We start from the raw sequence: 12,626 nt of genomic DNA, 5'->3' as shown, positions 1-12,626 counted from the left end.
TCAGGTCGTCGCTTTCATCGCGGATGGGTGCCAATGAAATGTCCGATCGATACGGATTCTGCGGAAGCCATGCTTCTCGTACAATCGGAGTGAGCCATGATTGCTGCTTTGCGTGCCGACCTGCAGGGAATTGCAGCGTTTCACGTAATGATCCTGCGCCGCAGTGACCAGGGCACTGCCTACCCCGCTAGCCTGATGGGCAGGCGCCACTGCAATCAAGTCGATCAACGCAGTCTTGTCGCGCAGGAGGCAGGTGTTGAAACCGCACACCTCATCCTGTCTGCGGAAGAGGAATGTTGCATCAGCACGTCCGGCCGCGTTGTTGCGGGCCCATGCGGCCTTGATCGAATCCGCAATGGCGCCTGGAATTTTTATATCCGCATGATAGCGGTCATGCCTGAATGCCTGTGTGGCAATGGCAGTGATAGCCGCCAGATCGGTCGATGTGGCGATGGTGATGGCCGGGTTGGATAGCTTGACTAGGGTCTCGCCGGACAAGTCGCATTCCAGTGTCACAAGCTCCTCAATACAGGTGAAGCCGGCAGACAGAAGCAGATCGGTACTGGCCTGGGCATCTGACGGTATGCGGCAGAAGGCTAGGCAAGATGCCGAAGACTCCAGGAATCGGACGATCTCCCTCATCGTATCAGCCTCGGTCGGAAGAGCGATGCGCCAAACGGGCCCTCCGAAAAAACCGGCTTCAAAGGCTTGATGCGACAGAAACGGTTGCAACCGCGAAGGGCAAGTGTGCGGCGTCACGACGCAGCGGCCTCGGCCTGATCGAGGAATATGCGTGCCGATATGAAGCTGAAGATGAATTTTGAGAAGCTGTTCCGTTCGTCGGCACTCTCAAGAAAGTCGGTGAAGCGGGTGCGATCGACAATATCGAATATTGGGCCGTCAGCCATCATCCAGTCCCGTGTTTCGGCAGACTTGACATCGATGAGAGAGCCGATGGGTACGTTGAAACCGCGTTTGCGCCGGTCAAGCCGTACCTCATCCGGCACCCGGCCAGCGCCTGCGGCACGCAGTAGCCATTTGGGATAGCCGTCGTAGATAAGGTGTTCTGCCGGCACGGTAAACAGGAATTCCGCAAGCTGCCGGTCCAGGAACGGGGTGCGATTCTCGATCGACTCCTGCATGAAGACCAGATCGTTCTGGTCGAGGAGTAACGGCAGGCTTTCATGCCATATTTCGTTCAGAAGTCGGCGATGCAGGAGGTCTCCGCCGTAAGGCATTTCGTGAAATCCGGCCGCCATAGGCTCGTGCATCAACCCGTTGAAAATATCTTCATTCAGATAGATGTGGTCGCGCCGTTCCGGCTGTTTGGCAAAGCAGAGTGGATCGCTGAGTACAGGGTTTCTGACGAAACCGCCATAACCCTTGCGCCAGTCGGTGATCAAGTCGTCGATATTTCCACTCTTCTGTCGGTCGGCCAGCCAAAAATTGTAATGGTCATAATAACCGGTGAACAGCTCATCGGCCCCTGTGCCGGTAATGGCTACTTTGTAACCGTTGGCGCGAATGGCCTCGGCCAGGAAAGATTCGACATAGAAGCTGATCGTGGCCAGGGGAGCGTCGTGATAAGCGATCAGACGCTTCATGCGTTCGAGAAAGCCATCCTTCGAGGTATGGGTGATGTGGTGGTCGCAGCCAAGTGTCCTGACAACACGCTCGACATTCTCGGATTCGTCGTAGCGGCTGTCGTCATCGTATATGCTGAAGGCGTGGATGCTCTGCCTGAATTCATGATGTGCGATGCCGGCCAGGGTAGTTGAGTCGACTCCGCCACTCAGGCAGAACGCGATCGGGACATCGGCGCGAAGACGCAGGCGTAGCGCGTCGTCCACAAGACGACGAATCTCCATTTCGGCCTCGTGGAGTGACATGTTCCGGGGCGCATAGGATAGGGTCCAGTAGCGCACGGGTTGTGGCTCGGCGGGCCGGGTCAGGAGCGCGTAGCTGGCTTGGGGTAATTGACGCACGTCGTTATAATAACTGTCCGGGGACTTGAACAACGACTTGTAGCCTTGAACAAGAAAACGCCGGATATGGTCATGATTGAGACCGGTATCCTTGGATCCGAGCGTACGAAGAAATGATGTCTGTGACGCGAAATACAGCGTCTTCCTCGTGGCATCCCAGCGATAATACAGTGGCTTTTCGCCGAAACGGTCCCGACTGAGAAGCAGGCTGCCGGCTTTGCCGTCGGTCAAGGCGAAGGCCCACATTCCTTCCATGCGTTTGAGACAATCGACACCCCAGCGACGATAGGCCTCGATGACGACTTCCGTATCGCTATCGGTGATGAATGTGTGGCCCAGGCCTTCAAGTTCGTGGCGCAGTTCTTTGTAATTGTAGATTTCACCGTTGTAGCAAAGGCTCAGATGATCTTTCACAAAGGGCTGGTTTGACCTGTCGTCAAGATCGACGATGGCCAGGCGCGTGTGCAGCAGATTCACGCCGTGCCCTGCAAGATCGCCCTGCCAGTGCGCCGCGGCATCTGGTCCGCGATTGTTCATCGCCGCCAGTGTCGCAGCCACCCGCTCATTACTGAGCGGTGTGTTGCCGAAGCTTCCTGCAATGCCACACATGATACTATTCTTGCAGCCGGTCTATTCTATGTCCTGCCGGGCGATCAGTTCGCCGCCGCGGCGAGCGGTGTGCAGTTTCCGGCCGATCAGGACGTGCAGGTCGGCAGCGGGGAATTCACGGGCCGGCCGGGCATACATGAGGTCGGATTCGGTCAGCACCGCGCCGGCATCCAGATCGCGGGCGGCCACGACGCCTTTGCGGACTGCTATCAGATTCCCGGTTTCGCTCGGCATGCGCTGCTTGTCATATGAGCCGAGGCTCGCTTGGATGCGCGTGACCTGGCCGACCAGGTCACGCAATTCGTCGGGCTCAAAACTCAGCTCGTGGTCACGGAACGTGCGGTTGGCTTTTTGATCGGTCATATGGACTTCAAGTACTGTGGCGCCAAGGGCAATGGCACCCCAGCAAGCCTCCGGACCGATGACATGATTGCTGTATCCGACATATAGGCCGTAGCGGTCGCGCATGAACGGGATCGCCCGAATGTTGGCTTCATTCATGGGTGTCGGATATGCACTGACGCAGTGCATCAGAATCAGGCGCTCGGTCAGAGGGGCGGTGCCGATTTCGCTCCGCACCCAACCAATGGCCGCATCGATTTCTTCGATTGTGCCTAGGCCAGTCGACAGGATGACGGGCTTGCCACTGCGCGCGGCGGCACGGATAACCGGTTCGAACGTCAGATCGCCCGATGCAATCTTGTAAGCAGGCACCATCGGCGACAGACGATCTACCCAATCCTCCGTCAGCGGGGTGGAGAAGAATGCCACACCCAGCTCGGCGGCCTCTGCGGCGAGACGGCGATGAGCGCTCTCGTCCAGTGCGAAGCGCGAAACGCGGGCCAGGCGCTCCGGATCGGAGGCCGAGGCGTAACGCTCCGGCGTATAGCTCTGGAACTTTACAGCATCCACGCCCGTATCGGCTGCAAGCTGTAGCAGGCGCGAAGCCGCTGCCGGATCGCCTTCGTGGTTGACCCCGATCTCTGCCACGACGGCGATTTCTCGATCAAGCGATTTTCCAAAGATTTTCATGCCTTGTACCCGAGCTCCTCGACACTGGCGAAGGGATATGGCCGTCCTTCGAAGCCCACCATGATTCTGCGGATGTGGAATGGCCCGACATCCTCGATCGTATTGCTGCCTTCGATGGCGGTCGGGCAATGATCAAAGCCGCGCTGCTTCAAATATGCAATGACAGAGTCATTGTAGTCGCCTGCCTGGCCTTCCGGATAAGAGAAGAAGGGGGAGGGCTCATCGATCATCCTGGCAAGATGGCTTACCGATTCATCGATCTGACGATGCATCTCCGGCAGCGGCACTTTAGCCAGGGAGATGTGATCGATCGTGTGGGCACCGAAGGATATCAGCGGAGACCGGTTCATCTCGCGTACCTGATCCCAGTTCATGAAGGCATATAGCGGATGATCGCCCGACGAGCCGTGGCCAAGGGTGTCTGTCACAGCGCGAACGACGCGGTCTTTATCTTCATTGGGTAGCGCCTTGCAGCGTGTCTTAATATCAAGAAAAGCGGCAACACGGCCTGCGCTTGAGTCGAGTGGGTAGTAAAAAGACTGGCCGGCGACTGCAATATCAAGATGGCTCTGATCAGTATCCAGGATACTGGTCTCCAGCTGATCGCTCCAGATCATCCGGCCGGTACCGATATATCCGGTGGCAATGTAGATTGTTGCCGGAACGCCGAATTCCTCGAGGATGGGCCAGGCTGACTGATAGTTGTTGAGAAATCCATCATCGAAGGTCACTGCCACGGCACCTGCAGGCAGGGTTTTTCGTCCGGCATAGGCATCGGCAATGTCCGCCATCGAAACAACGGCACGATTGGCGGCAAGATGGCGCATCTCCGCCTGGAAGCGGTCGCTCGGAATATGCTTGCCGGAGCGGTTGCGGGGCCGGGTCTGCAAGCCGGTATCGTATACGCCATGATACAGTAGCACATCATAGGCGGTCATGGCGTGGACTCCTGAATGCGGGCTTGCATATGCGTCCGGGCCGCCCAGCGGGCGATTATCCGGCCGGCACGAATCTTCATCAGATGCGGCATCGGGCCGTAGTATCGGCCGGATCCCGTTTGGGGAGCAGAAGCGACATTGCCGGCCAGAAAGCGCGACAGAAGATTGAGGGTCATCGGCACCAGCGTGACCGTGACGTGGTACCGCAGGCTGACGAGCGACAGGTCAGGCGCCGGCTGGAGGCGCTGTTCGGCAAGAATGTCGCCGGTATCAAATTTTTCGGCGACGTGATGAAGCGTGATGGCCATATCTTCGGGGTGGCCTTCGAGTGCGGCCCATAGATTTGTATCGAGGCCGCGGTAATTCGGCAGCAGGCCACCATGGGCATTAATCGCCGCGACCGCGGCGCGCCGGTATACAGAAGGTTTCACCAGGCCGGTTCCGTAGACAAACAGGATGTCGGTGGGATGTTGGTCCAGGAAGGCCGCCGCATCCGCATCGTTGACGTCTGCGACTGTTATCAGGGGGAGATCGGGGGGCAGCGCATCATCGCCGTCGACGAAGAAGCGAGCCCGCTCATAGGCGAGAACCGATCGGGCGAGATTTTTGGATTGAAGATAAGGGTTCCCCAGCAGGCCAATCCAGGCATTGGGCAGCTTCTGGATGAAGAATGCCTTGGCGCGGCTAATCCAAGGATAAGGTTTGGTTTCAAACATCACGAAGGACAGATGGGCCGGTGCAGGCAGCAAGCGATAAAGCTCGCGGATAAAATAGCGATGATGAGGCGTGTCGGTGGTGAGTATGCCGATGCGCATGGTCATTCGACCTGGTTCGCACTTGCCGCCGCGACCACTTGGTCAAGCGTGGCGGTTTCCGGTCGTACTCCGAGATGGCGTGTGATGGCTTCCGCCCGGGCGTAGTCTTCCGGGGTGTCAACGACGAGGCGCAATCCGATGTAGCGTTCATGCGTGGCGGAATGTCGCGCGATATGAAAACGCTCGGGGAACCGGTAACAGAACCTTGTCAGGTGTTCACGATCTTCGGGATCGCTCGCGTCCCGATCCAGGCGTCGGGTCAGGCCTGCCGTTAGAATCTCGACGGAGATGCCAAAGGGGTAGCTGCGCGGCAACATGTTGGTGGCGAGCTCAGCATTTTCCTCCGCATGCAACGCCAGAAGGTGATCCACCAGCTCAGTATCCATGAACGGGCTATCGCAGCAAATGCGTACGAACCTGTCCAATTTGAAATGATCGACACAGGCGACGGCGCGGGCGAGCACGTCGTTTTTATCGCCACGGAAAACGTCCACGGCTTCGGATTCGGCAAAAGAAGCAATCCCGTCGTCGTCCGGCTGGTCGCTGGTGGCAACAATAATTCTTGCGGGTGTGGACAGGAGGCGCATCCGGTCGATGACACGCCCGAGCATCGGGCGGTCGCCCAGCGGCAGCAGCACTTTGCCGGGCAGGCGACTCGAGTTGAAACGACCGAACAGCACGACGGCCGTCGTGCGATCGAGCGGTTTCGAGGTCTCAGCCATAATGTGGGTGTAAAAGCTTGCCGGTTGGATGCTGACTTGCATCTTTCGTGCGCCAAGCTTCTGGGATCAGGGGGCCGCTCACCGGTTCGCCGGACGCTAGCAGCTCTACGAAACGCATCAGGCGATCCATGGCCTTGCCATCGAATATGGTATCCTGGGCAATGCGAGCGGCCTGCTGCCGAAGATCGAGCATTTGCGGTGATCGGGTATAGGCGAGCGCAATCGGCAGCACCGCCGCGCATTCGTCCGGTGTGTATACCTCGAATACGCCGCAGGGTTCGCGGAAGTAATCCAGGCGCAGGCCGAGATAATCCATATTCAGGACTGGCACGGCGCACAGCTTTGCCCACAGGCAGGTCGTCGAGCAGCTGCAAACGAACAAATCCGCGGCCGGAAGGATGTCGTGAAGCCGCTCGTCTGCGAAGTGGAAGCCGCAACGATCGGCGAGAGCTTGATAGTTCTTGCGCTCGGATTTTGGGTGCAGGCTCAACAGGACGGTAGCATCATGGCGCGCAATCTTGGACCAGAAGGACTCCTGGCGCTGCAGGTGCGTGGGCCAGTCGCAGAGATCGTGTTCGGCCTCATTGGGTACGGCCATCACCACCAGCGGACGGCCGTCAGCGATGCCGTAGCGCCCCGACAGTTCTTTGCGCAGGGCTTCCTTCCGGAACAGGTTTCGATGCAGCGGATCAAGCGTCACGTCGCCGATGCCCACTACCTTCGAATCGGAGAGGCCCTGCCGAAGGTATTCCATCAGCTTGCTGCGGTTATGCTGCAGGATGAAATCGCTCAACCCGCCACCCTGTATCCAGGGCTGCTCTGGCAGCATGTTTTCCAGGGCCAGGGCAAATGTGCGCCAGCCGGGTGAGAACAGCAGGCGGCCATAACTGGAGCGCAGAGTTTGTTTGGGATGAAGCCACGCCGCCAGAACGCTCAGCAGTGGCGCACCTCTATGAAGCTCGGACTGGTGGCCCGGATCGTTCAGGCGGGTAACTTCCAGTCCGCCTGAATAAGGCAGATTGGTTGCTGCGATCAAGGTTGGCACATGCTCATCACGGCAGGCGCGCAGCATAGAGGGAACCGGGGATAGTTCACGATCGCCGGGCAGCAGGACGGCTTTCGCCTGACAACTGTGCAGGAAGTTGCGGAAAATGTCCCGTTCTACGCCAAGCTGGCGACGCAATTCGATCATGCGGAGCATGGCGACGGGCAGCCAGTTGGCGAAGCGGGGGCTGTTCTCAACCCTGTCTTTGATGTGTGCCAGAAGCCATGCCGCCACACCCGCTGTAGCCGACATCCTGGTTGCAATTTCGCTATACAGATCAACGAACGGCAATTGTTCGGTTTCTAGAATGTGCTTGCGGGCTGCGGTATAGTCATTGGCCAGCACAATGAGGGAATGCAACTGGTCGGTGTCGCGTATCCGCTGCGCTATCGGCAGCATTTCAGCCCACGATGTAGAGTGGCGCGGCAGTATGACAATAGTTTTCTTGCTAAGCATCATCAGGCGGCGGCGCCGGAGCGGTACTCGGACTTGCCGGCCGCGCGATGTAGCAGCTCGGAGAATCGTTCGGCCGCGCGACCGTCCGGATTGCCGATCTGCTGATTTAAGAATGCCTGGAGCCGTTCCGGGCTGCCCCGGCGCAGATCATGTCCTTGCAGTGCCTGTTCCAAAAGTTTCTGGAGGCCCTGCTTGGATTCCGCAATGCTGAAAAGATCAAGATAATCCCGGAAATAAATCATGTCTGCGTGTCGCCCTGCTGCTTCGGCGAAGATCGGAATAATCGTATTGCGATCCAGCACGCGCGATTCGATGACCGTGGTGGAGTTCAGGACGATGTTGGCCAGCGATCGGCGCATCAATATCGGAGCGGAGTCGCCAACGATGCGCAGGTTGGGGATGTCGCGGATCTGCAGGCCGGTCGCCGACCGGACAATGGCGTCGATTTCGCGGATCCACCAGTCTTCCACATTCTTGGGCTTGATCAGGAAGTCGGCTTCCGGGTGCTTGATCGCCATTTCCGCAAAGCCGCCATGCACATCGGCAAAAAGCTCAGTGAAGCCGCAACTTTCATCGGCGCTGAAGTAATAAGAGCGCAAGGGTGGCAGTGGCGACGGAAATGGACCGGTCAGAGTGCCAAAGGAAAAAAGCGTCAGTTGCGGGCGTTGGCCGGAGGAGGCTGTGGCCTGTGGCAGATGCGCTTCCCGGTGCAGGGAATCCGCGCGCATCAGACCGATCGTGGAAATCTTGGTCGACGGGAAAATCCCTGCATCCGCCATCAGTTTTTTTGCCGTTTCACTGACCACGGCCAAATGACTACCAAAGAAACGGAAACCGAGGTTGCGCGCTTCGGTCGCCCGTTGGGCGACATGCTGTGGTTCAAGCACGGTGAATTCTTTGTGCAGGGCGACGAATGGCAGGTTGATATAGTTGCAAGCACGTGCAAAGGGCACTTCCCGGACATATTTGAACGCACCGCTGACCGCGCAATCGAGTCGCCGCCATTTTCGAACCCACTGCATGACCTTGGCAATACGTGCGGCGTGACGGTCGCGATCCTCGAGGACCATGGGGTCGGCTTCAAGGAAGTAGTCGCCGGGCGCATAGCGCCGCCGCGTCCGGGGTGGTTGTAGGATTGCATTGATCAGCTCCACCAGACGGGTGGGGAAATCCAACAGCTGCAGGTTCTCGATCCGGCCAAGGGTCTCTACATCCTGACGCCAGCGCTCACGGCTGAAGACGGCCACTCTCAGTCGAGTCTTCCCGTCAGCACGGCCGGTGTTGATCGGCTTCAACGTGCAGGACACAGCCAGTGCAATCAGGAACAGGCCGGGCTCGGAACTGAGCAAGGACCTGAGCAGGCGGAGGCCGCCAGACTTAAGCATGTTGGACAAGGGTGCTGTGCCTTCGGGGAAGTGTTACGAATCCGACATGACGGCTTCGCGCGGACGCCGGCGCAGAAGGCGACGAGCCAGGCTGCGCGCCAGCCGCGCCGGCGAGGTATCTTCAATCAGGTTAGTGAAGGGCTGATAATGCGAGCATTTCTTGCAGCAGTCGGGAATGTTTCCTGCGGCCCAGTTGTCGCGCAAGCGCTGCAGGGCCGGATCGCGCCAGGCGCTGCCCAGACTCTGATAATCCTTGATGTTGCCGGCCCATAGTTCCGGTTCAACGCGGCATGAGCAACCTTGTATCGTGCCATCGATCAGGACCTGGAGCTTGCGGAAGAGCGCATAGCAGGGAACGGTCTTGTCGACGGCGTTATACTTGAATTCATGCCCGACAGGTATGCCGTCCTGTCCGATAACGCCGTGGAAGTCATCCCAGAGGTTATCGAGAATCTCGATGTTGCCTGGATCGATATAGGTGGTGATCTCCTTGTAGAGATCAGAGGACAGGAAGACGTCGAACGGCTTATCGATCCGCAGCAGCAGGCTGAAAAGGATGGGGCGGCCAAGCGTGGCGTTCATACGCAAAAGATTCAGGATATTGCTGACAACCTGATCGTATTTATCGACACCATAGAGACGCTTGTATTGCTCGCGCGACCCCAGACTAGTAGAGATGGCCATATGCGTAAGGCCGGAGGTCAGAACCTCCTTCGTGTCGAAACGATCGAACAGGATTGCGTTGGTGAAGCAGGATACGCCGACGATGTTGGCATGCGAGCGGGCCTCGCGCACCATGTCGATCCAGTCCGGGTGCGCGGTTATCTCACCCAGGATGGGTGACAAGGCAAACGAGCCGCCACCAGCATCGGAGTAAAGCTTCAGAATGTGGGAGTAGATCGACCGATCCAACTTCCGTTTCGGACGCGGATCCGCAGCCTTGCCTTTCGGCCCTTTGCCATAACCGCAAAATGAGCAGTCAGCATTGCAGGTGTTGATGATCTCGGCGCCCACATCAATCGGCAGCGGGGAGTTGATGATATCCTGCGAATAGACAGTTGCGCGCGGCTTGCCGAGGATCCAGCGAACCGCCTGGCGCCACAGGCGTTGTCTTGCCGTAAGGGGAATGGATGGAATCACGCCGGACCTTCAGAGGTTCTCTGTCGTAACGCGGCATCGGCAAGCATCAGGTCGAACGGAGTGTCGATATCAATCGAATCCTCCGGCTGCATGAGGTAGGGCCGGCAGGGGTTCGCGTACAGGGTACCAGCCAATATATCGGCTGGTCTGGATACGACGATCGCCGGTCCATTCCGAACGAATACGGGTGGTAACGCTGAGGATGCGGCACCGGGCACGTATTCGCTGGCCAGGAATGGCTCCAAGGCTCCGTCCCGCTGCTGCATGACCTTATAGGGATTGTACTGATGAGGCACGACGGTCACGCTGACCACGGAGCCGGTGGGCTGGCTCTGGAACAGGGCCACGGCCTCGTCAATATGCCGGCCAGTGCGCAGCGGTGACGACGGTTGCAGCAGAATCACGGCATCAATCGTGGAATCGTCTTGAACTGCTCGGAGCAGGTGCTGGAGCACCGGCAGCATGGGCGTATCATCACGGCTAAGTTCGGTGGGGCGCAGAAACGGCACTTCAAAGCCCAGTTCCCGGCCTGCTGCGGCGATCTCGGGGTCATCGGTCGACAGGATCGCGCGTGACACGCTCCGACTGTTGCGCACGGCTTCGGCGGTCCACGCCAGGAGCGGGCGATTGGCGCACGGAGCGAGATTCTTGCGTGGCACCCGCTTGGAGCCACCTCGTGCCGGTATGATGGCGAGCGTTTTCAAGCGGTCTGGATGTTTCTGTCGCTACTGGGCAGATATGGAAGCATGCCTGCCCGTTCCGTAAGCCGGCCATTCTCGAGTCGGTATGCAATAGATGCGATCCGTTCGATCGCCGGGCGATGGGTGATGGCGATGACGGTAATATCGGGAATCAGCTTTGCCAGCGTTGCGCAGAAGTCACGCTCTGTTTCAGCGTCCATTGCGCTTGTCGCCTCATCAAGCAGCAGGAGAATGGGTTTTCTCAGCAGGGCGCGCGCAATGCTCAGGCGCTGCCGCTGTCCACCTGACAGAGAGGCGCCGCGTTCGCCGACCATTGTTTCCAGGCCATTCGCTTGTGCCGCAACAAACTCGGCTGCACCGGCGCGCTCTAGAGCGGTTTGGATATCGGTTTCGGAAAACTCACCGCCGAGCGTGAGGTTATTGCGGATGGTGTCGTGCAGCAATGCGGCTTCTTGCGGCACATAGCCGATGCTGCGTCTCCAGGCTGCGATATCGTGATCCCATAGCGGCTTGCCGTCGACCATGATGCGGCCGGTTTCAGTGCGCGACAGGCCGGACAACAGATCCAGCAGCGTCGACTTGCCCGCGCCCGACGTCCCGACAACGGCAACCAATGATCCAACCGGCACATTGAGCGAAAGATTTTCCAGCACCGGGGTGCCGGGGATGTAGGAGAAGGAAAGCTCTTCGACCCGCAATTCCGATTGCAGGTGGGGCTGCCGTCCATGCGTCGTGCTCTCAAGCGCCTCGTCGGCAGCCTCGGCTGCGCGGATGGTTGCTTCGAGTTGGTGGTGGGTCGATTCCAAGATGGCGATATTCACCAGGGCACTCTGTATGCCGCTGATCCGACCGATGGTGCGGAGAAATATGCCGGCGAGAATAAGCAAGGCGGCCGGCGGCACATCGAGCACTTCAACGGCGAGAATCAGGCCGCCCATCAGGAACACGATACCGAAGGGTTCTTGCAGCGCCTTGATGATGCTGCCATATAGCTGAATCCGGGTTTGCGCCCGGCAGATGCCTTCGACATTTTCCGCAAGCCGGCGGGCCAGCAGGCCTTCGAGATGCATCGCCTTCAGCGATTTCAGTCCATGCAGCCAATCAATCACACCGCTGCTGAATGTGCGCATCAACTCCGTACGACGGCGGCCATGTCGCCGCGAGACGCTGATCAGCTTGTTCAGGCTGACAAGCAGGAAGATGCCCGAGACCAAGGCCAGTGCGGTGAATTCCCACGAGATCAGCAGTGCAGTTGCGAAATAGACAAGTGTTTGGATCGTGAAGTTGGCGAGCCCGAACAGTTGCTTTGCAGCATCGGTGGAGGACTGACTTTCCGTCGTGAAAGCGTTGAGCAGGCGGCCGGCCGGTTCCCTGGTGAAGTAAGCCCATTTGGCCGCACTGGTGGCGCGCAGCAGGCGCAGGCGGAGGTTGCGGGTGATCTGGATGAAGACGATGCCGAAATACGCTTCGGAGACAAATTGCAGCACAGCCTTGACCAGTATGGCCGCCAGCATGCCGGCCAGAACGGTCGTGAGATTCAGTTCCAGGCCAACGGCTGCATAGGCCTGCAGGAATACCTGCATGACGGGGTTGTCGAAACGGGCATTGCCTCGGAACAGTAGTATCTCAAGCAGCGGCAGCAGCGATAGAACGCCGACACTTTCTGCCAGGCCTGCCAGCAGCAGAAGCAGGAGCGCAATGAGGAAACGCCACGGATGCTGCGGCACATAATCGGCAACGATGGCCGACAGGCTGCGCCAGAGTGCTTCCGGTTTTGAGGAGGATTTAGCCACTATGA

The 12,626-nt window shown here is 58.6% G+C and carries 11 protein-coding genes; all 11 read right to left on the bottom strand.

Annotated features, from left to right (window positions below):
• Nucleotides 1-642, bottom strand: coding sequence for a GNAT family N-acetyltransferase (locus OJJ21_RS15125; protein WP_297687419.1), 642 nt, complete (start codon nt 640-642; stop codon nt 1-3).
• 113 nt (nt 643-755) lie between these two features.
• Entirely contained in the window at nt 756-2,594 is a 1,839-nt protein-coding gene (gene asnB / locus OJJ21_RS15120; RefSeq protein ID WP_297687418.1) for an asparagine synthase (glutamine-hydrolyzing), read from the bottom strand.
• Nucleotides 2,595-2,615: 21 nt separating this feature from the next.
• Nucleotides 2,616-3,626 (bottom strand): N-acetylneuraminate synthase family protein, encoded by a 1,011-nt coding sequence (locus tag OJJ21_RS15115; protein ID WP_297687417.1) that lies wholly within the window; start codon nt 3,624-3,626, stop codon nt 2,616-2,618.
• Complete coding sequence (locus OJJ21_RS15110; RefSeq protein ID WP_297687416.1) at nt 3,623-4,564, bottom strand: polysaccharide deacetylase family protein; 942 nt, start codon at nt 4,562-4,564, stop codon at nt 3,623-3,625. The genes OJJ21_RS15115 and OJJ21_RS15110 overlap by 4 nt, the downstream gene beginning before the upstream one ends.
• Nucleotides 4,561-5,385: a formyltransferase family protein gene (locus tag OJJ21_RS15105; RefSeq protein WP_297687415.1), complete on the bottom strand. Its 825-nt coding sequence runs from the start codon at nt 5,383-5,385 to the stop codon at nt 4,561-4,563. The genes OJJ21_RS15110 and OJJ21_RS15105 overlap by 4 nt, the downstream gene beginning before the upstream one ends.
• Nucleotides 5,382-6,143, bottom strand: coding sequence for an NTP transferase domain-containing protein (locus OJJ21_RS15100; protein ID WP_297687414.1), 762 nt, complete (start codon nt 6,141-6,143; stop codon nt 5,382-5,384). Before OJJ21_RS15100 ends, OJJ21_RS15105 begins: the two co-directional genes overlap by 4 nt.
• On the bottom strand, nt 6,094-7,605 hold the full coding sequence (locus OJJ21_RS15095; protein WP_297687413.1) for a hypothetical protein: 1,512 nt from the start codon (nt 7,603-7,605) through the stop codon (nt 6,094-6,096). The genes OJJ21_RS15100 and OJJ21_RS15095 overlap by 50 nt, the downstream gene beginning before the upstream one ends.
• A complete protein-coding gene (locus tag OJJ21_RS15090) occupies nt 7,605-8,996 on the bottom strand; it encodes a hypothetical protein (protein ID WP_297687412.1) in 1,392 nt (463 codons plus the stop codon). Before OJJ21_RS15090 ends, OJJ21_RS15095 begins: the two co-directional genes overlap by 1 nt.
• A 24-nt stretch (nt 8,997-9,020) precedes the next feature.
• The gene (locus tag OJJ21_RS15085; RefSeq protein WP_297687411.1) at nt 9,021-10,127 is read right to left on the bottom strand and encodes a radical SAM protein; all 1,107 of its coding nucleotides are present in this window, start codon (nt 10,125-10,127) and stop codon (nt 9,021-9,023) included.
• A complete protein-coding gene (locus tag OJJ21_RS15080; RefSeq protein ID WP_297687410.1) occupies nt 10,124-10,831 on the bottom strand; it encodes an acylneuraminate cytidylyltransferase family protein in 708 nt (235 codons plus the stop codon). The genes OJJ21_RS15085 and OJJ21_RS15080 overlap by 4 nt, the downstream gene beginning before the upstream one ends.
• Nucleotides 10,828-12,621 (bottom strand): ABC transporter ATP-binding protein, encoded by a 1,794-nt coding sequence (locus tag OJJ21_RS15075; RefSeq protein WP_297687409.1) that lies wholly within the window; start codon nt 12,619-12,621, stop codon nt 10,828-10,830. Before OJJ21_RS15075 ends, OJJ21_RS15080 begins: the two co-directional genes overlap by 4 nt.
• Between the last annotated feature and the right edge of the window lie 5 nt (nt 12,622-12,626).

The organism is Ferrovibrio sp. (assembly GCF_025869515.1).
In the GTDB taxonomy this organism is placed as follows: domain Bacteria; phylum Pseudomonadota; class Alphaproteobacteria; order Ferrovibrionales; family Ferrovibrionaceae; genus Ferrovibrio.
The sequence above is the reverse complement of the archived record's forward strand: the minus strand, read 5'-3'. Positions and strand labels throughout refer to the sequence as shown.

Excerpts from the sequence above, each read along its gene's own strand:
- OJJ21_RS15125 (WP_297687419.1), bottom strand. The coding sequence starts at position 642 with ATGAGGGAGATCGTCCGATTCCTGGAGTCTTCGGCATCTTGCCTAGCC.
- asnB (WP_297687418.1), bottom strand. The coding sequence starts at position 2,594 with ATGTGTGGCATTGCAGGAAGCTTCGGCAACACACCGCTCAGTAATGAG.
- OJJ21_RS15115 (WP_297687417.1), bottom strand. The coding sequence starts at position 3,626 with ATGAAAATCTTTGGAAAATCGCTTGATCGAGAAATCGCCGTCGTGGCA.
- OJJ21_RS15110 (WP_297687416.1), bottom strand. The coding sequence starts at position 4,564 with ATGACCGCCTATGATGTGCTACTGTATCATGGCGTATACGATACCGGC.
- OJJ21_RS15105 (WP_297687415.1), bottom strand. The coding sequence starts at position 5,385 with ATGACCATGCGCATCGGCATACTCACCACCGACACGCCTCATCATCGC.
- OJJ21_RS15100 (WP_297687414.1), bottom strand. The coding sequence starts at position 6,143 with ATGCAAGTCAGCATCCAACCGGCAAGCTTTTACACCCACATTATGGCT.
- OJJ21_RS15095 (WP_297687413.1), bottom strand. The coding sequence starts at position 7,605 with ATGATGCTTAGCAAGAAAACTATTGTCATACTGCCGCGCCACTCTACA.